This window comes from Cellulomonas sp. NPDC055163 (assembly GCF_053607065.1).
Genome location: NZ_JBSGSU010000004.1, coordinates 50,281 through 73,012, shown reverse-complemented (window position 1 = coordinate 73,012; position 22,732 = coordinate 50,281). Strand labels below are relative to the sequence as shown.

Annotated in this window: 21 protein-coding genes; 18 read left to right on the top strand and 3 right to left on the bottom strand. The window is 74.8% G+C overall.

Annotated features, from left to right (window positions below):
• Positions 1 to 4 precede the first annotated feature (4 nt).
• The 12 genes from hpt to ACWFNE_RS08775 all read left to right on the top strand — a co-directional run bounded on the left by hpt (position 5) and on the right by ACWFNE_RS08775 (position 12,813).
• Entirely contained in the window at positions 5 to 559 is a 555-nt protein-coding gene (hpt, locus tag ACWFNE_RS08830) for a hypoxanthine phosphoribosyltransferase (protein ID WP_452122048.1), read from the top strand.
• A 117-nt stretch (positions 560 to 676) separates the two neighbouring features.
• Complete coding sequence (gene ftsH, locus ACWFNE_RS08825; RefSeq protein ID WP_452122047.1) at positions 677 to 2,722, top strand: ATP-dependent zinc metalloprotease FtsH; 2,046 nt, start codon at positions 677 to 679, stop codon at positions 2,720 to 2,722.
• Positions 2,723 to 2,727: 5 nt separating this feature from the next.
• On the top strand, positions 2,728 to 3,372 hold the full coding sequence (gene folE, locus ACWFNE_RS08820; protein ID WP_452122046.1) for a GTP cyclohydrolase I FolE: 645 nt from the start codon (positions 2,728 to 2,730) through the stop codon (positions 3,370 to 3,372).
• Positions 3,373 to 3,459: 87 nt separating this feature from the next.
• Entirely contained in the window at positions 3,460 to 4,308 is an 849-nt protein-coding gene (gene folP, locus ACWFNE_RS08815) for a dihydropteroate synthase (protein ID WP_452122372.1), read from the top strand.
• Positions 4,305 to 5,918: a 2-amino-4-hydroxy-6-hydroxymethyldihydropteridine diphosphokinase gene (gene folK / locus ACWFNE_RS08810; protein WP_452122045.1), complete on the top strand. Its 1,614-nt coding sequence runs from the start codon at positions 4,305 to 4,307 to the stop codon at positions 5,916 to 5,918. The genes folP and folK overlap by 4 nt, the downstream gene beginning before the upstream one ends.
• A complete protein-coding gene (locus tag ACWFNE_RS08805; RefSeq protein ID WP_452122044.1) occupies positions 5,918 to 6,418 on the top strand; it encodes a DUF3180 domain-containing protein in 501 nt (166 codons plus the stop codon). The genes folK and ACWFNE_RS08805 overlap by 1 nt, the downstream gene beginning before the upstream one ends.
• 115 nt (positions 6,419 to 6,533) lie before the next feature.
• Complete coding sequence (locus ACWFNE_RS08800) at positions 6,534 to 7,043, top strand: PH domain-containing protein (RefSeq protein ID WP_452122043.1); 510 nt, start codon at positions 6,534 to 6,536, stop codon at positions 7,041 to 7,043.
• Positions 7,040 to 8,497, top strand: coding sequence for a PH domain-containing protein (locus tag ACWFNE_RS08795; RefSeq protein WP_452122042.1), 1,458 nt, complete (start codon positions 7,040 to 7,042; stop codon positions 8,495 to 8,497). The genes ACWFNE_RS08800 and ACWFNE_RS08795 overlap by 4 nt, the downstream gene beginning before the upstream one ends.
• Positions 8,494 to 9,570, top strand: coding sequence for a Rossmann-like and DUF2520 domain-containing protein (locus ACWFNE_RS08790; protein WP_452122041.1), 1,077 nt, complete (start codon positions 8,494 to 8,496; stop codon positions 9,568 to 9,570). The genes ACWFNE_RS08795 and ACWFNE_RS08790 overlap by 4 nt, the downstream gene beginning before the upstream one ends.
• Positions 9,567 to 10,556 carry a pantoate--beta-alanine ligase gene (panC, locus tag ACWFNE_RS08785; protein WP_452122040.1) on the top strand — a complete coding sequence of 330 codons (990 nt, stop codon included), beginning with the start codon at positions 9,567 to 9,569 and terminating at the stop codon, positions 10,554 to 10,556. The genes ACWFNE_RS08790 and panC overlap by 4 nt, the downstream gene beginning before the upstream one ends.
• Entirely contained in the window at positions 10,553 to 11,044 is a 492-nt protein-coding gene (gene panD / locus ACWFNE_RS08780) for an aspartate 1-decarboxylase (protein ID WP_452122039.1), read from the top strand. Before panC ends, panD begins: the two co-directional genes overlap by 4 nt.
• Complete coding sequence (locus tag ACWFNE_RS08775; protein ID WP_452122038.1) at positions 11,041 to 12,813, top strand: L-aspartate oxidase; 1,773 nt, start codon at positions 11,041 to 11,043, stop codon at positions 12,811 to 12,813. The genes panD and ACWFNE_RS08775 overlap by 4 nt, the downstream gene beginning before the upstream one ends.
• Before the next feature lie 34 nt (positions 12,814 to 12,847).
• Here the strand turns inward: ACWFNE_RS08775 and ACWFNE_RS08770 are convergent, their stop codons facing one another.
• A complete protein-coding gene (locus ACWFNE_RS08770; RefSeq protein WP_452122037.1) occupies positions 12,848 to 13,168 on the bottom strand; it encodes a rhodanese-like domain-containing protein in 321 nt (106 codons plus the stop codon).
• 408 nt (positions 13,169 to 13,576) lie between these two features.
• Between ACWFNE_RS08770 and nadC the strand changes: the two genes are divergently transcribed.
• The 4 genes from nadC to ACWFNE_RS08750 all read left to right on the top strand — a co-directional run bounded on the left by nadC (position 13,577) and on the right by ACWFNE_RS08750 (position 16,682).
• Positions 13,577 to 14,455, top strand: a complete 879-nt coding sequence (gene nadC / locus ACWFNE_RS08765) for a carboxylating nicotinate-nucleotide diphosphorylase (RefSeq protein WP_452122371.1) — start codon at positions 13,577 to 13,579, stop codon at positions 14,453 to 14,455.
• A 69-nt stretch (positions 14,456 to 14,524) separates the two neighbouring features.
• A complete protein-coding gene (gene lysS / locus ACWFNE_RS08760; RefSeq protein WP_452122370.1) occupies positions 14,525 to 15,982 on the top strand; it encodes a lysine--tRNA ligase in 1,458 nt (485 codons plus the stop codon).
• Positions 15,983 to 16,033: 51 nt separating this feature from the next.
• Positions 16,034 to 16,222, top strand: a complete 189-nt coding sequence (locus ACWFNE_RS08755; protein ID WP_452122036.1) for a hypothetical protein — start codon at positions 16,034 to 16,036, stop codon at positions 16,220 to 16,222.
• Positions 16,223 to 16,331: 109 nt separating this feature from the next.
• Positions 16,332 to 16,682, top strand: coding sequence for a histone-like nucleoid-structuring protein Lsr2 (locus ACWFNE_RS08750; RefSeq protein WP_452122035.1), 351 nt, complete (start codon positions 16,332 to 16,334; stop codon positions 16,680 to 16,682).
• Positions 16,683 to 16,839: 157 nt separating this feature from the next.
• Here ACWFNE_RS08750 and ACWFNE_RS08745 read toward each other — a convergent pair whose 3' ends face one another.
• Positions 16,840 to 18,327: a xylulokinase gene (locus tag ACWFNE_RS08745; protein WP_452122034.1), complete on the bottom strand. Its 1,488-nt coding sequence runs from the start codon at positions 18,325 to 18,327 to the stop codon at positions 16,840 to 16,842.
• Positions 18,328 to 18,433: 106 nt separating this feature from the next.
• Positions 18,434 to 19,621, bottom strand: a complete 1,188-nt coding sequence (gene xylA, locus ACWFNE_RS08740) for a xylose isomerase (RefSeq protein WP_452122033.1) — start codon at positions 19,619 to 19,621, stop codon at positions 18,434 to 18,436.
• A gap of 76 nt (positions 19,622 to 19,697) precedes the next feature.
• On the opposite strand from xylA, the gene ACWFNE_RS08735 reads away from it, so the two are divergent.
• Positions 19,698 to 21,098 (top strand): ROK family protein, encoded by a 1,401-nt coding sequence (locus ACWFNE_RS08735; RefSeq protein ID WP_452122032.1) that lies wholly within the window; start codon positions 19,698 to 19,700, stop codon positions 21,096 to 21,098.
• A gap of 351 nt (positions 21,099 to 21,449) precedes the next feature.
• The gene (gene chvE / locus ACWFNE_RS08730; RefSeq protein ID WP_452122031.1) at positions 21,450 to 22,586 is read left to right on the top strand and encodes a multiple monosaccharide ABC transporter substrate-binding protein; all 1,137 of its coding nucleotides are present in this window, start codon (positions 21,450 to 21,452) and stop codon (positions 22,584 to 22,586) included.
• The last annotated feature ends 146 nt before the right edge of the window (positions 22,587 to 22,732 follow it).

The window sequence follows — 22,732 nt, the reverse complement described above, 5'->3', positions numbered from 1 at the left end:
GACCGTGGATCCTGCGGACATGGGGGACGACCTCGAGCGCGTGCTGCTCACGGAGGCCCAGCTCGGTGCGCGCCTCGACGAGCTGGCGGCGCAGATCGACGCGGACTACGCGGGCAAGGAGCTCCTGGTCGTGGGGGTGCTCAAGGGTGCGGTCATGGTCATGGCGGACCTCGTGCGCCGCCTGCACACCACGGTGCAGATGGACTGGATGGCCGTGTCGTCCTACGGCTCGGGCACCAAGTCCTCGGGCGTCGTGCGGATCCTCAAGGACCTCGACACCGACCTCACCGGGCGGCACGTGCTGATCGTCGAGGACATCATCGACTCCGGGCTCACGCTGTCGTGGCTGCTGGCGAACCTGCGCAGCCGCGGCCCGGAGAGCGTCGAGATCGCGACGATGCTGCGCAAGCCCGAGGCCGCGAAGGTCGACGTGGACGTGCGCTACGTCGGCTTCGACATCCCCAACGAGTTCGTCGTCGGCTACGGGCTCGACTACGCGGAGAAGTACCGCAACCTCCCGTTCGTCGGGACGCTCGCGCCGCACGTCTACTCGCACTGAGGCGCGCTTCCTGCCCTGGGCGAACAGACCCCGTCGATCCCAGGTGCAGCGTGTAACTTCGACGCCACCTGCTGCCCTGCAACCCGGAGGGATGAGGGGGCGCCACCCCCGCTGCCCATGAATCTCAAGCGACTCACCCGCGGCCCCGCCGTGTGGATCGTGCTGGCCGCCGTCATCGTCTGGATCGGCCTCGGCACCATCTTCGGCTCCCCGCGCACCCAGCGGGTCGACACGTCCGTCGGGCTCGAGCTCCTCGACGAGGGCAAGGTCGAGCAGGTCAAGGTCACGGAGGGTGAGCAGCGGGTCCAGCTCACGCTCGCCGAGGACTACGTGCAGGGCGACGACAACCTCGGCAAGAACGTCGAGTTCTTCTACGTGGAGCCGCAGGGCGAGACGGTCGTCACCGCGATCGCCGACGCGGACCCGGACAAGGGGTTCACGTCGGAGGTCCCGCGGCAGTCGTGGTGGGGCAGCCTGCTGACGCTGATCGTGCCGTTCCTCATCATCCTGGCCGTCTTCTGGTTCCTCATGTCGAACATGCAGGGCGGCGGCTCGCGCGTCATGAGCTTCGGCAAGTCGAAGGCCAAGCTCGTCAGCAAGGAGTCCCCGCAGGTCACGTTCGCGGACGTCGCGGGTGTCGACGAGGCGGTCGAGGAGCTCCACGAGATCAAGGAGTTCCTCGCCGAGCCCGCCAAGTTCCAGGCGGTCGGCGCGAAGATCCCCAAGGGCGTGCTGCTGTACGGCCAGCCCGGTACCGGCAAGACGCTGCTGGCGCGGGCCGTCGCCGGCGAGGCGGGGGTGCCGTTCTACTCGATCTCCGGCTCGGACTTCGTCGAGATGTTCGTCGGCGTCGGCGCGAGCCGCGTGCGCGACCTGTTCGACCAGGCCAAGCAGAACGCCCCCGCGATCATCTTCATCGACGAGATCGACGCCGTCGGCCGGCACCGCGGAGCCGGCATGGGCGGCGGGCACGACGAGCGCGAGCAGACGCTCAACCAGATGCTCGTCGAGATGGACGGGTTCGACGTCAAGACGAACGTCATCCTGATCGCCGCGACGAACCGTCCCGACATCCTCGACCCCGCGCTGCTGCGCCCGGGCCGCTTCGACCGCCAGGTCTCCGTCGACCCGCCGGACCTCAAGGGCCGCTCGCGGATCCTGCAGGTGCACGCGCAGGGCAAGCCGATGGCCCCGCACGTCGACCTCGAGGCCGTCGCGCGCCGCACCCCGGGCTTCACCGGTGCCGACCTCGCGAACGTGCTCAACGAGGCCGCGCTGCTGACGGCGCGCACGGGCGGCCAGACGATCGGCGACCACGAGCTCGACGAGGCGATCGACCGCGTCATCGCGGGGCCCCAGAAGCGCACCCGGATCATGAAGGTCTCGGAGCAGAAGATCACCGCGTACCACGAGGGCGGCCACGCGCTCGTGGCGGCGGCGCTGCGCTACACCGACCCGGTCACGAAGGTCACGATCCTCCCGCGCGGGCGCGCCCTCGGCTACACGATGGTCATGCCGCTCGAGGACAAGTACTCCACGACGCGCAACGAGCTGCTCGACCAGCTCGCGTACGCGATGGGCGGACGCGTCGCCGAGGAGCTCGTGTTCCACGACCCGACGACGGGCGCGAGCAACGACATCGAGAAGGCCACCGCGACGGCCCGCAAGATGGTCACGCAGTTCGGGATGAGCGAGCGCATCGGCGCCGTCAAGCTCGGCCAGGACTCGGGCGAGGTCTTCATGGGCCGCGACATGGGCCACGGGCGCGACTACTCGGAGTCGGTTGCCGCGACGGTCGACGTCGAGGTCCGCAAGCTCATGGACGCCGCGCACGACGAGGCGTGGGAGATCCTGGTCCAGTACCGCGACGTGCTCGACCACCTCGTCCTCGAGCTGCTCGAGCGCGAGACGCTCAACCAGGCGGAGCTCGCCGAGATCTTCGCGCCGGTCGTCAAGCGCGAGCCGCGCCAGGTCTGGCTGTCGAGCGAGGAGCGCGCGGTCTCGAAGCGCCCGCCGGTGCTCACCCAGGGGGAGAGGGCCGCGCAGAACGGCGCGCCGATCATCCCCGAGGACATCGCGGCCGACGCCAAGCCCGAGCACCCCGCCGAGATCCCGGTCCAGCTGCCGTGGGACGGCACCCCCGACCCGAACGCGCAGGGCTGACCGGGATGAGCGTCGACGAGCACGACGGCGCGCTGCCCGAGCTCCTGCCGGCGCCCGCCGCCGCCCCGGAGCGCCGCGTGGTGCCCGAGTACGACGCCGCCCGGGCGGAGGCCGCGATCCGCGAGCTCCTGCTCGCGGTCGGCGAGGACCCCGAGCGCGAGGGCCTGCGCGACACGCCGGCGCGGGTCGCCCGGGCGTACCGCGAGATCTTCGCGGGCCTGCGCCAGGAGCCGGAGGACGTGCTGACCACGACGTTCGACCTCGGCCACGAGGAGATGATCCTGGTCAAGGACATCGAGGTGTACTCGACGTGCGAGCACCACCTCGTGCCGTTCCACGGGGTCGCGCACGTCGGGTACATCCCGAGCGCCACGGGCCGCATCACCGGGCTGAGCAAGCTCGCGCGGCTCGTCGAGGTGTTCGCGCGCCGCCCGCAGGTCCAGGAGCGGCTGACGTCGCAGATCGCGGACGCGCTCGTCGAGAACCTCGACCCGAAGGGTGTGCTCGTCGTCATCGAGTGCGAGCACCTGTGCATGTCGATGCGTGGTGTCCGCAAGCCGGGCTCGCGCACGGTCACGTCGGCGGTGCGCGGGCAGATGCGTGACGTCGCCACGCGGGCCGAGGCGATGAGCCTCGTCCTCGGACGCTGACCGGGGCCTAGGCTCGGCCCCGTGAGCACCGGAGCACGTCCCGCACCCCTGCCCGAGCACCTCACGGGCGCGGGGCGGACGCTGGTGATGGGGGTCGTGAACGTGACCCCCGACTCGTTCTCGGACGGCGGCCGCTGGTTCACGCCCGACGCGGCGGTGGCCCACGGGCTCGCGCTCGTCGAGGCCGGTGCGGACCTGCTGGACGTGGGCGGCGAGTCGACCCGACCGGGCGCGCGCCGCGTCGCGGTCGAGGACGAGCTCGAGCGGGTGATCCCGGTCGTCGCCGAGCTCGTCCGGCGCGGCGCCACGGTGAGCGTCGACACGACGCGCGCGGTCGTGGCCCGCGAGGCCGTGGCGCGCGGTGCGTCGGTCGTCAACGACGTCTCGGGCGGCCTGGCCGACGACGCGATGCTCGCGACGGTGGCGGAGACCGGGGCGGTGTATGTCGCGATGCACTGGCGCGGCCACGCGGACGTCATGGACGCGCGCGACGACTACGACGACGTGGTGGCCGACGTACGGCGCGAGCTCGCCCAGCGGGTCGACGCGCTGCGCGCTGCGGGGGTGCGCGACGAGCAGGTCGTGCTCGACCCGGGGCTCGGCTTCGCGAAGCCGGGGGCGAGCAACTGGCCGCTCCTCGCGCGGCTCCCGGAGCTCGTCGCGGACGGCTTCCCGGTGCTCGTCGGGGCGTCCCGCAAACGCTTCCTCGGGCACCTGCTCGCGGACCCGGACGGCACGCCGGCGCCGCCCCTCGCGCGGGACGGCGCGACGGCCGCGGTCTCGGCGCTCGCGGCGGCCGCGGGAGCCTGGTGCGTCCGGGTGCACGAGGTGGCAGGCTCGGCGGACGCCGTGCGCGTCGCGGCAGCGTGGCGGCGCGCCGGCGGCGACGCGGGTGCGACGGGCGGGACGGGTCGGACGACGGGAGGCGAGCGGTGAACGTGCACGCGAACGGTGAGGGTGGCCAGCCGGCACGGGGCCGGGACCCGCACGCGCTCAGCGCGGCGGTCGCCCACGACGCGTCGGGCCGGCGGCTCGACCGCATCCGGGTGCTCGGCATCTCGGCGATCGGCTACCACGGGGTCTTCGAGCACGAGCGCCGCGACGGCCAGGAGTTCGTCGCGGACGTCGTCGTGCACCTCGACACGCGGCGCGCCGCCGCCCGCGACGAGCTCGCGCTCACCCTCGACTACGGGACGCTCTCGCTGCACGTCGCGGGGGTGCTCTCGAGCGACCCCGCCGACCTGATCGAGACGGTCGCCGAGCGGATCGCCGCGACGGTCCTCGCGTTCCCGCAGGCGGTCGCCGTCGACGTCGCGCTGCACAAGCCGCGCGCCCCGATCCCGGTGCCGTTCGACGACGTCGTCGTGGAGATCTACCGCGACCGCGACAAGCTCCCGGCGGCCGAGCCGTGGCGCCCCGCTGCCGAGGACGGGCGTGAGCGGGCCGCGGTGACGTCGGCCCCGGTGCGCACCGTCACCGCGCAGCTGCCCACGGTCGCCGCCGCTGTCGCTGCCCCCGTCGCGGCGCCGTCCGGGCCGCGCGCCGCCGAGCCGGTGCCCGACCCGCACCCGCCGGTCCCGCACCCGCCCGCCCCGCACCCGCCCGCACCCCTGCCGCCCGTCCCGACCGGTCCGCACCCGGGGGCTCCGACGCCCGCGGACCCGACCGACCCGCTCGTGCGCGCGACCCCGTTCCCGTACGACGAGGGGCCCTACCAGCCGCTGCCGTACCGGCCGGAGGCCCCCGCCGCGGAGCCGCGCACGGAGCCCGACGAGACGCCCGGCACGCACCACTCGGGGCCCGTGCGCCTCGACGGCGCCGCCCACCACGGCGCGGCCGGTCACCCCGCGCCGCCCGCCCCCGAGCTCGCGCCGCACGTCCGGGCGACCCGGCCCGAGCTCCTCGGTCCCGGCGACCCCGACGACGACGTGGTCGACGGCGAGCTCGTGACCGACGCGCTCGACGAGGCTCCGCACGGCGCGGTCGAGGTCGTCCTCGCGCTCGGCTCGAACCTCGGAGCCGCGCAGGAGACGCTGCGCGACGCGGTGTACGACCTCGCCGAGGTCCCGGGCATCGAGGTCGTCGACGTGTCGCCGCTCGCACGCACCGCACCCGTCGGCGGCCCGGACCAGCCCGACTTCCTCAACGCCGTCGTCCTCGCGCGCACGACCCTCTCGCCCCGCGACCTGCTGCGCGCGACGCAGGCCGTCGAGCAGATCCACGGGCGCGAGCGGCACGAGCACTGGGGGCCGCGCACGCTCGACGTCGACATCATCGTCTACGGCACGACGCTCGCCGTGACCGAGGACCTCGAGCTGCCGCACCCGCGCGCGCACGAGCGGGCGTTCGTGCTGCAGCCGTGGGCCCAGGTCGCGCCCGACGCGGTGCTGCCCGGGCTCGGCGGCGGACCCGTCGGCGCGCTCGCCGCGACCGCGCCGGACCGTGACGGGATCCGCTGGCTGGCGCTCGACTGGCTCACGGTGCCCGTGCCCGCGGTGCAGCCCGAGCCCGCCGGCGGCGACCCGGGGACCGGGCCGCACGCGTGATGCACCGCACGCGATGGCAGACGCTCGCACTCTGGGCGTTCGTCACCACCGCCCTCAGCGCGACGCTGGTCCGGGCGCTCGCGAACCGCGGAGTCCAGCTGCCCGAGGTCCCGTGGCTCGTGGTCGGCGTCGAGCTGGTCATCGCCGCCGTCGTGCTCTCGATGGGCTGGGCCGTGCGTCAGTTCCTGCAGGGCAGCCGCCCGGACCTGTCGCCGATCCGAGCGGCGCGGACGGCGGTGCTCGCGAAGGCGTCCTGCTACACGGGCGCGGTGCTCGTCGGCTGGTACGGCGGCCAGGTCCTCGCCGTGCTCGGGGACCTCGACATCGAGCCGCAGCGCGTCCGTGCGGCGACGGCGGGGCTCGCGGTCCTCGGCGCGCTGGTGCTCGCGGTCGTGGGTCTCGTCGTCGAGTGGTTCTGCCGCGTGCCGCCGCCCGAGGGCGGGGCGAAGGACGACCCGTCACGCCCGCGCGAGCCCGCACCGGACCCCGCCGCCGGCTGACCCGCCAGCCCGCGTCGCCGCACCTACCTGCGGACACCGGGCCGTCACCCTGGGTCGGACGGGATCCACCGCACGACCGACCCGGCGGCACCGGCCGCGGTGGAAGGATGAGCGCATGACGACTGCACCCGGACACGCGCCCGGCGGCCCGTTCGACCCGACCGGCGTGACCTGGACCCCCGTGTCGAGCCGGCTCGCGGGGGCGCGGCTCACGGCGATGGGCATCACCACCGCGATCGTGCTCCTGGTCCTCGTGCCCATCCCGCTGCTGACCGGCGCGGCGTGGACGTGGGTGTTCCCCGCGGTCGTGCTCGTCCCGGTGCTGTGGGCCGCCGTGCTCGTGCCGCGGCAGGTGCGCGCGCACGCGTACGCCGAGCGCGCCGACGACCTGCTCGTCCGCAAGGGGATCCTGTTCCGCCAGCTCGTCGTCGTCCCGTACGGGCGCATGCAGTACGTCGACGTCACCGCGGGCCCGCTCGCGCGGCGGTTCCGGATCGCCTCAGTGCAGCTGCACACCGCCTCGCCGAGCACGAACGCGACCATCGACGGACTGCCGCCCGAGGAGGCCGCGCGCCTGCGCGACCAGCTCGCGTCACGCGGCGAGGCGCAGCTGGCGGGGCTGTGAGCGAGCCCGGCGGCGACGTGGCGGTCACCCTCCCGGAGCCCGCGGCGGACTCGCGCGTGTGGCGCCGGATGCACCCGGTCACGCCCGCGATCAAGGGCTGGCGCGTGCTCGTCGGCGCCATCGCGGTGCTCGGCTACCAGTTCGGCGACGACCTGCGGAACGCCGCCGAGCTCGTGGGCGACGGGCGCTGGCGGTTCGTGGTCGGGGGGCTCGTGCTCGTCGCCGCGATCGGCTTCGTGTACGCGCTGCTCGCGTGGCGCATGACCCGGTTCGCGGTGACCGACCAGGCGGTGCACCTGCACACCGGCGTGCTGTTCCGCCAGCAGCGCCAGGCGCGGCTCGACCGGCTCCAGGCCGTCGACGTCGTGCAGCCGCTGCTCGCCCGGATCACCGGGCTCGCCGAGCTCAGGCTCGAGGTCGCCGGCGGCTCGGGCTCCGCGGTCTCGCTCGCGTTCCTCAAGCAGGACGAGGCCGAGGGGCTGCGCTCGGAGCTGCTCGCGCGCGCCGCGGGCCTGCACGTCGAGGCCGGCGCCGAGCAGGGCGGGCCCGTGGTCGAGGCGGCACCCGAGCGGCAGGTCTTCGAGGTGCCGATGGCACGGCTCGTGCAGTCGGTGCTGCGCTCGGGCGTGACCGTCTGGGCGGGCGTCTTCATCGTGCCCGTGATCGTGGGCGTCGCCTGGACGCGGGAGCCGGGCGCCGTGTTCATCGTCGTCCCCGCGCTCTTCGGGATCGCCGGCGCGATCTGGTCGGCGGTCAATCAGGGCGCGAACTTCCGCGCCGCGATCTCGCCCGACGGCATCCGGCTGCGCCACGGCCTCACAGAGGCGCGCGCCCAGACGGTCCCGCCGGGTCGCGTCCAGGCGCTCGCCCTCACGCAGGGCCCGCTGTGGCGGCGCAAGGACTGGTGGCGCGTGCAGATGAACGTCGCGGGCTACGGGGGAGCGAGCGAGCAGCAGACGGAGAACGTGCTGCTCCCCGTCGGGACGCGCGACGACGCGGTGCTGGCCCTCTGGCTCGTGCTCCCGGACCTCGGGGTGGCCGACCCGCGCGCGGTCGTCGAGGCGGGGCTCTCGGGCTCGCAGGACGACGACGCCTTCGGCTTCCTGACCGTCCCGCGCCGCGCCCGCCTGCTCGACCTGCTCGCGTGGAACCGGCGTGGGGTGCTCGTGACCGAGCGCGCGCTGCTCGTGCGCTCCGGGCGGTTCGTCCGGCGGCTCGTCGTCGTGCCGCACGAGCGCACGCAGTCCCTGCAGCTCGACCAGGGGCCGCTCCAGCGCCGGTTCGGCGTCGCGTCCCTCGTCGTGCACTCGACGCCCGGCCCGGTGAGCCCGCGCGTCGACCACCTCGACGCGGCGGCCGCGGCTGCGCTGCTCGACGAGCAGGCGGAGCGTGCCCGCGCGGCCCGGGCGAGCGCGGGTCCGGAGCAGTGGATGCGGCGCGAGGGCACGGCGTGAGCGGTGCGAGCCGGCCCGGGCGCCTCGGTGTCGGGGTCGTGGGCGCCGGTCGGGTCGGTGCGGTGCTCGGCAGCGCGCTGCGGGCCGCGGGCCACCCGGTCGTGGCGGTCAGCGCGATCTCGGCGGAGTCGCGGGAGCGCGCCGAGCAGCTGCTGCCGGGCGTGCCGGTCGTCGACGTCCCCGAGGTCGTGCGCCGGTCCGAGCTCGTGCTGCTCGCGGTGCCCGACGACGCGCTCGAGGGCCTCGTGACCGGGCTCGCGGACGTCGGCGCGTGGCAGATGGGTCAGATCGTCGCGCACACCTCCGGGCGGTACGGCGTCGGGGTGCTCGCCGCCGCGCGCCCCGCCGGCGTGATCCCGCTCGCGCTGCACCCCGCGATGACGTTCACGGGCACGTCGCTCGACCTCGCCCGGCTCGTCGGCTGCACGTTCGCCGTGACCGCGCCGGGCCCGGTGCTGCCGATCGGTCAGGCGCTCGTCGTCGAGGTCGGCGGCGAGCCGGTCGTGGTCGCCGAGGAGGCCCGCCCGCTGTACCACGCGGCCCTCGCGCACGGCGCGAACCACCTCGTCGTGCTCGTCGCGCAGGCCGCGCAGGCGCTCGCGGCGGCGGGGGTGGACGACCCCGGCCGCGTGCTCGGGCCGCTGCTCTCGGCGGCGCTCGACGGGTCGCTGCGGGCGGCGTCCGCGGGCGCGCCGGCGGACGGTGCGTCGGGCGGCGGGCCGGGCGCGATCACGGCGCTCACGGGACCGGTGCGGCGCGGCGACGCGGGCACGGTCCGCGACCACGTCGAGGTGCTCGGCGCGCTCGGGGCGGGCACGGGCGCGGTCGACGTCCCGCTGAGCTACCGGACCCTCGCACGGGCGGCGACGTCGCGCGCGCTCGCGGCCGGGATCCTCGACGCGGGCTCCGCGCAGGCGCTGCTCGACGTGCTCACCGAGCCGCCCCCGGTGCCGGGCATGCCGGGGGACCCCGCGGCGTTGGACGGGGTGGGGCCCACCGGCCCCGACGCACCGGGGAGCGCGCAGGACGCGCCGGACCCCGTGGACGACCGCACGCAGGAGGACGACGCATGACGGCGCACGAGCACCGCGACGGACCCGCCGCGCACGAGCACCGCGACGGACCGGACCGCGGACCGACCCTGGCCCGCACCCGTGCGGAGCTGGCCGTCGCCCTCGCGGCGCAGGACGCCGCAGCCGGCGGCGCCGGCGACCTCCCGGCGCGCGCGGTCGTGATGACGATGGGGGCCCTGCACGCCGGGCACCTCGAGCTCGTGCGCGCGGCCCGCGCGGCCGCCCGGCACGTCGTCGTGACCATCTTCGTCAACCCCCTGCAGTTCGGTGCCGGCGAGGACCTCGACCGGTACCCGCGCGACCTCGACGGCGACCTCGCGCTGCTCGGCGGCGACGGCCTGCTCGGCGCCGGCGACGTGGTCTTCGCGCCGACCCCGGACGTCGTCTACCCGGGCGGGGACCCCGTGGTGCGCGTCGCGGCGGGGCGCGTCGGCGACGTGCTCGAGGGGCGCACGCGCCCGGGCCACCTCGACGGCGTCCTGACCGTCGTGCTCAAGCTGCTGCACCTGACGCGCCCGTCGGTGGCCCTGTTCGGCGAGAAGGACGCGCAGCAGCTCACCGCGGTGCGTCGCATGGTCCACGACCTCGACGTGCCGGTCGAGGTGCGCGGCGTGCCCACGGTGCGGGACGCCGACGGCCTCGCGCTGTCGTCGCGCAACGCGTACCTGAGCCCCGCGGAGCGCACGCAGGCGCTGTCGCTCTCGCGCGGGCTCGCGGACGGCCGGGAGCTCGCCGGCGCCGGCAAGGACCCCGGCGACGTCGTGCAGGCCGTGCACGCCGCGCTCGCCCAGGCGGGGGTCGTGGACGTCGACTACGTCGCGCTCGTCGACGCGGCAGGCTTCGAGGACGTACGACCCGGGTTCGCCGGCACCGCGGTCCTCGCGGTCGCCGCGCGCGTAGGCTCCACCCGGCTCATCGACAACGTCCGGCTCACCCTCGGAGACCCCGAGCAGGCCGGGCCCGACCGACCCGAGGGGACCCGATGACCTCGCTCCAGCGACCGATGATGATCGGCAAGATCCACCGTGCGACCGTGACGCAGGCCGACCTGCACTACGTCGGCTCCATCACGGTGGACGCCGACCTGCTCGCCGCCGCGGACCTGCTGCCCGGGCAGCAGGTCGACGTCGTCGACGTCACCAACGGTGCGCGGCTCACGACGTACGCGATCGCGGGCGAGGCCGGCTCGGGCCAGGTGTGCATCAACGGGGCCGCCGCGCACCTCGTGCACCCCGGCGACGTCGTGATCCTCATCGCCTACGGCATGCTCTCGGACGCCGAGGCGCGCACGTACTCCCCGCACGTGGTGCTCGTCGACGCGGACAACCGCATCGTCGGCGCGGGCGACGACCCCGGGCAGGTGCCGCCCGAGTGGACCGAGCTCTCGGGTCTCGAGCCGAGCGGCGTGCCGTTCGCGCAGGGCCGCTCGCTCGTGCAGGGCCCGCACCCGGCGATCCCCGGCTCCGCGCGATGAGCCTGGCCCCGGCGCCGGCGAACCCGCAGGGGCTCGAGGCGCGCGAGGGGGAGGGCGTCGTGCTCGCCTCGCACCTCGCGGCGCCGGAGCCGGGCTGGACCGTGCGGGCCGACGCGGTCGTCGTCGGCTCGGGCATCGCCGGCCTCACGGCCGCGCTCGAGCTGCGCACCCGCGTCCCGCGCGTCCTGCTCGTGACCAAGGGCGTGCTCGCGTCGGGGTCGACGCTGTGGGCGCAGGGCGGCATCGCGGCCGCGCTCGACCCGACGGACTCGCCCTCGGCGCACCTGACGGACACGCTCGTCGCGGGGGCCGGCGTCTGCGACCCCCGCGCGGTCGAGGTGCTCGTGACGGAGGGGCCCGCGCGCGTGCGGGAGCTCGTGGCGGGTGGCGCCGTGTTCGACCGCGCGGCCGACGGCGAGATCGCGCTGACCCGCGAGGGCGGCCACCACGCCGACCGGATCGCGCACGCCGGCGGGGACGCGACCGGCGCCGAGATCTCCCGCGCGCTCGTCGCGCAGCTCGACGCGGTCCGCGCCGACCCGGGTATCGAGGTCGTGGAGCACGCGCTCGTGCTCGACCTGCTCACGGGCCCGCGCGGACCGGACGGCGAGCCCGGCGCGGTGTGCGGTGTGACGCTGCACGTCATCGGCGAGGGCACGCGCGACGGCGTCGGCGCGGCGCTCGCCCCCGCGGTCGTGCTCGCGACCGGCGGGATCGGGCAGGTGTTCCGCTCCTCGACGAACCCGGTGCAGGCGACGGGCGACGGGATCGCCGCGGCGCTGCGGGCCGGTGCCCGGCTCGGCGACCTCGAGTTCGTGCAGTTCCACCCGACGGTGCTGTGGCTCGGCTCGGGCGTGCGCGGGCAGCTCACGCTCGTCTCGGAGGCCGTGCGCGGCGAGGGCGCGTACCTGCTCGACACCGACGGCGTGCGCTTCATGCCCGCGGTGCACCCGATGGCCGAGCTCGCGCCGCGGGACGTCGTCGCGCACGCGATCGTCACGCAGATGGCCCGCACGGGCTCGGAGCACGTGCTGCTCGACGCGCGGCACCTCGGTGCCGACTTCCTGCGCCGGCGCTTCCCGACGATCCACGAGCGCCTGCTCGAGCACGGCATCGACCTCACGACCGACCTCGTGCCGGTCGCCCCGGCGCAGCACTACCACTCGGGCGGCATCGTCACCGACCTCGTGGGCCGGGCGTCGCTGCGGGGGCTCTACGCCGTCGGCGAGGTCGCCTGCACCGGCGTGCACGGCGCGAACCGGCTCGCGTCGAACTCGCTGCTCGAGGGCCTCGTGTTCGCGCACCGCGCCGCCCGCGACATCGCCGAGCGGGTCGGTGCCGGGGACCTCGTCCCCGAGGAGCCCGAGCAGCGCCCGGGTCGCGCCGCGCTGGTGGCGGGCGCGAGCCGCTCACGCATCCAGCGGCTCGCGTCCTCGGGCCCGGGGGTGCTGCGCTCCGGGGACGGCCTGCGGGCCGCCGCCGAGGGGCTCGCGGGCGTCCGGACCGACGCGCACGTCGTCTCGCACGGCTCCTCGGGCGTCGTCGCCGACCCGCAGACCGCGGAGTGGGAGACCACGAACGTGCACCAGGTCGCGACCGCGCTCACCGCGACGGCGCTCGTGCGCGAGGAGAGCCGCGGCGGCCACGCACGCACCGACTTCCCGGTGCCCGACGACGCGTGGCGCCTGCGGATCGAGGTGCACCTCGACGCCGAGGGGCGGCTCGTGACCGAGCAGGTGCCGCTCGGCGGGGACATCCCGCTCGCCTGACGGCGCCCGCTCTCGGTCCGGTGCCGGCCCGGCGTCAGCGCCCCGGCACCTCCACCGGGAGCCCGGCGCGACGCCACGCGCTCGTCCCGCCCACGACGTTGACGGACTCGACGCCCTGCGCCTCGAGCCATCCCGCGGCTTGGGCCGAGCGACCGCCCGACTCGCACACGAGGTGCACGGGCGTCGGCAGCCCGAGGACCTCGGTTGCGCGCGCGACGAGCTCCGACAGCGGCACCGACACCGCCCCGGGGACGTGCCCGCCGGCGTACTCGTCGGCCTCGCGCACGTCCACGACCGTCGCGGCGGGGTCCTCGCTCAGCAGCGCGTGCAGCCGGGCGACGTCGATCTCGTTCACGCGGGTCCTCCTCGGGTGGGGCGGCGGTGGTGCGCCGGGGCCGCCGGCGGGCGGCCGCGTCCCAGGATGGGGTGCCCACGCGAGGAACGGAAGACGACACGGCCGACGGGGTCGGTGGCGGGACGGTGGCGTGGCTCGCCGGCGCCCACCCGGTGGCCCGGTGGGACGGTGACGAGCCGCGCCGGCGCGCACCCGGTGCCCCGGCGCGACGGTGACGAGACGCGCCCACACCCGCTTCCACCCGGGACGTCGGCCCGCGTCGCCCCGCGGCGCGGCTACCGTGACGCCGTGACCGCGCAGACCCCGTCCGACACCCCGACCCCCGCCGCACCGCACGCCTCGACGGGGGCCCCGCCCGCGGCACCGCACGACGCGCCCGACGCCGCGTGGCTCGCACGGCTCGTCGCGCTGGCCCTCGACGAGGACCTCGGCCCCGCGCCGGGCCGCGACGTGACGACGCAGGCCACCGTCCCGGCGCAGGCGGCGGGCGCGGCCGACGTCGTCGCGCGCGCCGACGGGGTCGTCGCGGGGCTCGTCGTGGTCGCCGAGGTGCTCGACCAGGTCGCGGACCGGCTGGCCCTGGCGCCGGCGACGGTCGACCTGCACGTCCCCGATGGCACGCGCGTGCGCCGCGGCGACGTGCTCGCGACGCTCACAGGGCCCGTCCAGGTGCTGCTCGTCGCGGAGCGGACGCTGCTCAACCTCGTCTCGCGCGCGTCGGGCGTCGCGACCCACACGCGCCGCTGGGCGGACGCCCTCGACGGCACGGGCGCGCAGGTGCTCGACACCCGCAAGACGACGCCGGGCCTGCGCGCGCTCGAGAAGTACGCGGTGCGCTGCGGTGGCGGCACGAACAAGCGCCTCGGCCTGTACGACGTCGCGATGGTCAAGGACAACCACGTCGTGGCCGCGGGCTCGGTCGCGGCGGCCGTCGAGGCGGTGCGCACGCGGTTCCCCGACGTCACGGTCCAGGTCGAGGCGGACACGCTCGCGCAGGCGCTCGAGGCCGTCGAGGCGGGCGCCCGCTTCCTGCTGCTCGACAACATGGCGCCGGCGGTGCTGACCGAGGTCGTCGCCGCGGTGCGGGCGGGCGAGGCGCGCACCGGCAGGGTCGAGCTCGAGGCGACGGGCAACCTGACGCTCGACGTCGCCGCCGACGTCGCGCGCACCGGGGTCGACTACCTCTCGGTGGGGGCGCTGACGCACTCGAGCCCGATCCTCGACGTCGCTCTCGACCTGACGCCCACCCCGGTGCCCGGCGCCGGGGCGGGGCACGCCGGTCGGTAGGATCGTCCGGTGATCGAGAGCGTGCCCGCCGGGGCGGACGACGAGCTGACCGAGGACCTCCCCGAGCAGATGCGGGTGCGCCGTGAGAAGCGTGAGCGCCTGCTCGCCGAGGGCGAGGCGTACCCGGTCTCCGTGCCGCGCACCCACACCCTCGCGCAGGTCCGCGCCGCGCACCCGGACCTCGAGCCGGGCACCGAGACGGACGACGTCGTGGGCGTCGCGGCGCGCGTGGTGTTCCTGCGCAACACCGGCAAGCTGTGCTTCGCGACGCTCCAGGACGGCGAGGGCACCCGCCTGCAGGTCATGCTGAGCCTCGCGGAGGTGGGTGAGGAGTCGCTGAGCCGCTTCAAGGCGCTCGTCGACCTCGGGGACCACCTCTTCGTGCACGGGCGGGTCATCTCCTCGCGCCGCGGGGAGCTCTCGGTGTTCGCGGACGAGTGGCAGGTCGCGGCCAAGGCGCTGCGCCCCCTCCCGGTGCTGCACAAGGACCTGTCCGAGGAGGCGCGCGTCCGGCAGCGCTACGTCGACCTCATCGCCCGCCCGGCCGCACGGGACGCCGCGCGGCTGCGCGCCGCCGTCGTGCGCTCGCTGCGCGAGAACCTGCACGGGCGGGAGTTCCTCGAGATCGAGACGCCGATGCTGCAGACGCAGGCCGGCGGTGCCGCGGCGCGCCCGTTCGTCACGCACATGAATGCGTTCGACATCGAGCTGTACCTGCGGATCGCGCCCGAGCTGTTCCTCAAGCGCGCGGTCGTCGGCGGGATCGAGCGCGTCTTCGAGATCAACCGGAACTTCCGGAACGAGGGTGCCGACTCCACGCACTCGCCCGAGTTCGCGATGCTCGAGGCGTACGAGGCCTACGGCGACTACGACACGATGGCGACGCTCACGCAGGACCTCGTGCAGACCGCGGCGAACGACGCGCTCGGCGGCACGGTCGTGACGCTCCCGAACGGCGAGGAGTACGACCTCGGGGGGCGGTGGACGCAGCTGTCGATGTACGAGTCGCTCTCGGCGGCGCTCGGCGAGGAGATCACGCACGACACCCCGGACGAGCGGCTCACGGCGCTCGTCGCGAAGTTCGACATCCAGATCGACCCGCGCCGGCAGAACCACGGCAAGCTCGTCGAGGAGCTGTGGGAGCACCACGTCGGGAACGACCTGTGGGCGCCCACGTTCGTGCGCGACTTCCCGGTCGAGACGAGCCCGCTCACGCGCGACCACCGCACCAAGCGCGGGCTCGTCGAGAAGTGGGACCTGTACGTGCGCGGCTTCGAGCTCGCGACCGCGTACTCCGAGCTCGTCGACCCGGTGATCCAGCGCCAGCGCTTCGAGGCGCAGGCGCTGCTCGCGGCCGCGGGCGACGACGAGGCGATGCAGCTCGACGAGGACTTCCTCACCGCCGTCGAGTACGCGATGCCGCCCGCCGGTGGCATGGGGATGGGCGTGGACCGCCTGCTGATGGCGCTCACGGGGCTCGGTGTCCGCGAGACGATCCTGTTCCCGCTCGTGAAGCCGCAGTCCTGACCGAAATGCAGCCGGGCACCCGGTGAGCGGGCCGGGCGTAGACTTGTCGTGATGAACGACTTCCTTCTGGCTCTCGCCGCGCTGCTGCCCTCGGTGGGCGTCGGCGCGATCTTCTGGTATGTGATGCGGGCGCTCGTGAATGCCGACCGCACGGAACGCGCCGCATTGGCGCGCATGGACGCGCAGGATGCGGAGCGCGCGGCGGAGGCCAAATCAGCCCGGGTCGAATCAGATATCTGACACTCGCTGTTCCCCGGTGCTCGCGCGTCCCCTTTGACGCGACTTTCGAATGGTGCGATGCTGCGTTCAACACCCCGTGAGAATCCCCCATCGCACCAGGAGAAGAACAATGGCCCAGAAGGTCCAGGTCCTGCTCGTCGACGACATTGACGGTGGAACCGCCGACGAGACCGTCTCTTTCTCGATCGACGGCGTCTCGTACGAGATCGACCTGACGTCGGAGCACGCGAACGAGCTGCGCGAGTCGCTCGCCACGTGGGTGGGCCACGCGCGCAAGACCGGCGGGCGCGCGTCCTCGTCGGCCGGCCGTGGCGGGCGCAGCACGCGTCGCTCGCCGGGCTCGTCCTCGACCGGTGACGCCGGTGCCATCCGCGACTGGGCCAAGGCGAACGGGCACCCCGTCTCGGAGCGCGGGCGCATCTCGGCGGACGTCAAGGCCGCCTACGAGGCCGCGCACTGACCTCGGCGCCACCCCGCCGCGGTCGCCCGCGGCACCCCAGCACGTGACGAGTGCCCGGCACCACCCCATGGGTGCCGGGCACTCGTGCGTCCGGGTGGGAGGGCACCCGGAACGGGCGGACACGCGCCCGGTCGGTACCGGGCGCGTGTCGGACGGCTCAGGCGGGACGCGTCCCGGTGAGCTCGCGCACGGCCGCGTACTGCGCGCGCACGTGCGGCGCGGGCTCGGCGCGGTAGACGGTCGACTCGCCGGCGCCGGTCCACGCGGGCGGCGTCGGCTCGCCCGAGAGCACCCAGGCGGCCTGGCGTGCGGCGCCGTCGGCCACGTACTCGCCGGGGGTCGGCACGGTCACGTCGAGCCCGAGGACGCTCGGCGCGATCTCGCGCACCGCCTGCGACTGCGCGCCGCCGCCGATGAGGAACACGCGCTCGACCTGCACGCCCTGTGCCCGCAGCGCGTCGAGCCCGTCGGCGAGCGCGCACAGCATGCCCTCGACGGCGGCGCGGGCGAGGTGCGCCGGCGTCGTGTTCGCGAGCCGGATGCCGTGCAGCGCGCCGGTCGCGTCCGGCTTGTTGGGTGTGCGCTCACCCTCGAGGTACGGCACGAGCACGAGCCCGTCGGCCCCGGCGGGCGCGGACAGCGCGAGCTCGGAGAGGCCCGCGTGGTCCACCCCGAGCATGCGCGCGGCGGCGTCGAGGACGCGCGAGGCGTTGAGCGTGCAGGCCAGCGGCAGGAACGCGCCGGTCGCGTCGGCGAAGCCGGTGACGAGGCCCGAGCCGTCGGCGCTGGGCGCGGAGGCGATCGCCGAGACCACGCCGGAGGTGCCGATCGAGATCGCGACGTCGCCGGGGACGAGCCCGAGCCCGAGCGCCGCGGCGGCGTTGTCGCCCGCGCCGGCGCCGAGCAGGGGGCCGCGCGCGCCGACCGTCGAGGTCCCGGCGGGCTCGCCCGGGCGCACGACCCGCGGCAGCACCGCGTCGTGGCCGAGCGCGAGCTCGAGGAGGTCACGGCGGTAGTCGTCGGTGAACGGGGACCAGTAGCCGGTCCCGGAGGCATCGGAGCGGTCGGTCGTGAGCGCCTCGAGCCCGGTCCGCCCGGAGCCCGGCCCGTGGCCCGCGAGGCGCCACGTGAGCCAGTCGTGGGGGAGGGCGACGGCGGCGACGCGCGCGGCGTTCTCCGGCTCCGCGTCGCGCAGCCAGCGCAGCTTCGTCACGGTGAGCGACGCGACGGGCACCGAGCCGGTCGCCTGCGCCCACGCGGTCGCGCCGTCGAGGAGCTGGGCCCCGTCGGCACCGTCGGCACCGCTGCCGTCACGCGGGGTGCCGTCGAGCTCGGCGACGAGGTCGAGGGCGGCCTGTGCGGAGCGCGTGTCGTTCCACAGCAGCGCGTCGCGGACCACGGCGCCCTCGGCGTCGAGCGCGACCATGCCGTGCTGCTGCCCGCCGACGGCGATCGCGTCGACGTCGTCGAGGCCCCCGGCGTCGGCGATCGCGGCCTGGAGCGCGTCCCACCAGCGGGCGGGGTCGATCTCGGTGCCGTCGGGGTGCGAGGCGCGACCGGAGCGGACGAGCGCCCCCGTCTGCGCGTCGCGGACGACGACCTTGCAGGACTGGGTGGAGGAGTCCACCCCGGCGACGAGCGTCATGTGCGTGTGCCCTTCGTGCGAGGAGCCGGGCCCGGCGTCCGCGGGTGCGGTCGCCGGGCCCGGCCGGGGTTTCTCGGGTCGTGCGGTCGTGCGGGGTCGGCAGCGGTCAGCGCGCGCCGATGGCGTGCTCGAGCGCGAGCTGGTTGAGGTGCACGAAGTCGAAGCCGCGCGCCGCGACGGCGTCGACGTCGAGGTCCTCGTACGCGGACGCGTCGGCCAGCAGGTCGGCCAGCGTCTCGCCCTCGCTCAGGGTCGGCTGCGCGAGCTCGAGGACGCCGGACGCCTCGAGCGCCGCCTGGACCTCGGGGTCGGCGCGGAACGCGAGCGCGCGCTCCTTGAGCAGCAGGTAGGTGCGGATGTTCGCCTCGGCGGACGCCCAGACCCCGTCGAAGCTCTCGGTGCGCGAGGGCTTGTAGTCGAAGTGGCGGGGGCCGTCGTAGCGCGGGCCGCCGCTCGGGAAGCCGTTCTCGATGAGGTCGACCGTCGCGAACGCGGAGAACAGGTCGCCGTGGCCGAAGACGAGGTCCTGGTCGTACTTGATGGACCGCTGGCCGTTGAGGTCGATGTGGAAGAGCTTGCCCGCCCACAGCGCCTGCGCGATGCCCGACGTGTAGTTGAGGCCGGCCATCTGCTCGTGGCCCGTCTCCGGGTTGAGGCCGACGATGTCGCCGTGCTCGAGCTTCGCGATGAAGCCGAGCGCGTGCCCGATCGTGGGGAGGATGATGTCGCCGCGGGGCTCGTTGGGCTTGGGCTCGATGGCGATCTTGAGCCCGTAGCCCTTCTCCTTGATGTACGCGGCGACGGTGTCGATGCCCTCGGCGTAGCGGTCGTGCGCGGCGTTGAGGTCCTTCGCGGAGTCGTACTCCGCGCCCTCGCGCCCGCCCCACATGACGAACGTGTCGGCGCCGAGCTCGGCGGCGAGGTCGACGTTGCGGACGATCTTGCGCAGCGCGTAGCGGCGGACGCGGCGGTCGTTCGAGGTGAACGCGCCGTCCTTGAACATCGGGTGGCTGAACGTGTTCGTCGTGACCATCTCGACGGTGATGCCGGTCTCGTCGAGCGCGCCCTTGAACCGGGCGAGGATCTCGTCGCGCGTCGTCGCGTCCGAGCCGAACGGCACGACGTCGTCGTCGTGGAACGTCACGTGCGCGACGCCGAGCTTGGCGAGCTGGTGCACGGACTCGACCGGGTCGAGCCACGGGCGGGTCGCGTCGCCGAACTGGTCGCGCGCCTCCCACCCGACGGTCCAGAGACCGAACGAGAACTTGTCTGCGGGGGTGGCCTTGGGCGCCATCGGGTACTCCTCCACGAGTGCCGGCGGGATTTGTTGTATGAGTGAACTTATGGGCGCGAGCGGCTAGGGTCAAGTCATGACGTCCGACCGGTCCGCCTCCGCCGCGCCGTCAGCGCCGTCCGCGCCGTCCGAGGTGCCAGGGCGGGCATCCGCACCCGAGGCGGCCCAGGCACGCCCCGGGGTGGCGCGGCGAGGACGCGGCGGCGCGGGCGCCCTCACCGTGCCGGGCCGTCCGTCGGCGACGCGCGTGCGGGCGCCCGGCCGGGCCGCGGGCCAGGCGTCGCTGCGCGAGCACAACCTGAGCCTCGCCCTCCAGCACGTCCTCGACGCGCACGCGCCGCTCTCGCGGGCGGACATCGCGTCCGCGACGGGACTCGCCCGCGCGACGGTCTCGGGGCTCGTCGACCAGCTCATCGCCGCGCAGCTCGTCGTCGAGCTCGAGCCGCTCGCGGCGCAGCGCGCCGGCCGGCCGGCGGTCCCGCTGGCCCCGGCGCGGGGCACGGTCGCGGCGCTCGGCATGGAGGTCAACGTCGACTACGTCGGCGTGCGCGCGCTCGACCTCGCGGGGCGCGTCCTGACCGAGCGCGTGGAGCTCGGGGACCTGCGCGGGAGCCGGCCCGAGGCGGTGCTCGACCGGCTCGCGCAGATGGCCGGCCGGGTCGCCGCGAACCTCAGCGCGGACGGCGTGCGGGTCGCGGGCACGGCGCTCGCGCTGCCCGGCCTGGTCGACCGCGTGACCGGGCCGCTGCGCGTCGCGCCGAACCTCGGGTGGCGGGACGTCGACGTCGTCGCGCACCTGGCGACGCACCCCGTGCTCGCCGGGTTCCCGCCCCGGCTGGCCAACGAGGCGAACCTCGCGGCGCGTGCCGAGGCGCATGCGCGCAGGTCCGCGGGCCGCCCGAGCTTCGTGTACGTCTCGGGCGAGGTCGGCATCGGCGGCGCGATCGTGCTCGACGGCGAGATCTTCCTCGGTCGGCACGGCTGGAGCGGGGAGCTCGGGCACACCGTGCTCGACCCGTTCGGCCCAGGCCGCGGGACGCTCGAGGAGTACGCGGGGCTCGACGCGCTCGTGCGCGGGGCGGGGCTCGAGCCGGGTGCGCCGCTCGCGAGCCTCGTCGCAGCGGCCGACGCGGGGGACCGGGCGGCGCTCGACTCGCTGCACCGGGGCGGCACCGCGCTCGGCGTCGCGCTCGCGAACGTCGTCAACGTCGTCGACGTCGGGCTCGTCGTGCTGGGCGGCACGTTCGGGCAGATCTACCCGCACGTGCGCGACGCGGTCGCGGAGCAGCTCGACCGCTGTGTCATCTTCGGTGGGTGGTCTCCGGTCGAGCTGAGCGACGCCCGGGCGGGGGAGTACCCGGCGATGACCGGCGGTGCCCTCGCGGTGCTGCGCGCGGTCGCGGCCGACCCGATCGGCTGGTTCGGGACCGGTGACCGTGCCGCTGCGGGCGCCGCAGGGTCCGGGGCGCGCGCGTGAGATCGCCGGATCGCCGGGCGCCCGGCGCGCACGATCGGGTGACGGTGTGCGGCACCCGGGTGTCCGTTTCGTCCATGTGACCGCTCACATCGCCGCGACCGGGCATCGTCACCGGGATGTGATCCCGTCGTTGTGCAATCGTGACCTTCAACAGTTGTACTGTCCTTGCGCAGGATGGGTTCACATCCTAAATTCATCGCGACAACAAACCTGGGTCGGCCGGCCCGGGTGCACATCAGGCGAGGGTGCCTGACGGCGACCGCAGGTCGTCCCGGGGTACCCCGAACCCGACGCGAGGACGCGTCACCTCACCGCCGGGCAGTCCGGCGGTCGGACGAAGGGTCGACAACGATGTCTCTCAGAAACACCAAGGTCGTCGCGGCGTTCGCCGGCGCGGCACTGCTCGTCGGCGGCCTCGCGGCGTGCAGCACCGAGCGCGCGAGCGACACGCCGGAGGGCGACGGCACGGCCGCCGCCGCCGAGGGCGGCCTCATCGGCATCGCGATGCCGACGAAGAGCCTCGAGCGCTGGAACCGCGACGGCGCGCACCTCGAGGAGCTCCTCCAGGAGGCGGGCTACGAGACCACGCTCCAGTACGCCGACAACAAGGTCGACCAGCAGATCACGCAGCTGCAGAACATGATCAACCAGGACCCCGAGGTCCTCGTCGTCGCCTCGATCGACGGCACCGCGCTCGGCCCGGTGCTCGCCCAGGCCAAGGAGAAGGACATCGCGGTCATCGCCTACGACCGCCTGATCAACGGCACCGACGACGTCGACTACTACGCGACGTTCGACAACTACAAGGTCGGCCAGCTCCAGGGCGAGTTCATCGTCGACGCGCTCGGCCTCGAGACCGAGGCGGGCCCGTTCAGCCTCGAGCCGTTCGCGGGCTCGCCGGACGACAACAACGCCAAGTTCTTCTTCTCCGGCGCGTGGGACGTCCTCAAGCCCTACATCGACGAGGGCAAGCTCGTCACGCCGTCGGGCAAGGCCCCGAAGTCGAACGACGAGTGGACCTCGATCGGCATCCAGGACTGGAAGTCGGACACCGCGCAGTCCGAGATGCAGAACCGCCTGAACACGTTCTACGCCGGCGGCGAGAAGGTCGACGTCGTGCTCTCCCCGAACGACTCGCTCGCGCTCGGCATCGAGCAGGCGCTCGAGGGTGCCGGCTACGCGCCCGGCGCCGACTGGCCGGTCATCACGGGCCAGGACGCCGACCAGGCGAACGTCCAGAACATCCTCGCCGACAAGCAGTCGATGTCGGTCTGGAAGGACACCCGCACGCTCGGTGACCAGGTCGCCAAGATGGTCGACCAGATCGTCACGGGCGAGGAGGTCGAGGTCAACGACGAGGAGACCTACGACAACGGCAACAAGGTCGTCCCGACCTACCTGCTGCCCCCGCAGGTCGTCACGAAGGACGACGTGGAGCCCGTGCTCGTCGAGTCCGGCTTCTACGAGGCCAGCGACCTCGGTCTCTGACACCCGGAACCGGTCGGGGGGGTGGGGGGGGGGAGAACCCCCCCACCCACCCCCCCCCCGCCCCCCCCCGGCGACCCTTCGCCCCCCCACCACACCCCCGCCCACACGAACCGCCACCGGCCCCACAACCCCCTCGCGTTGCGGTA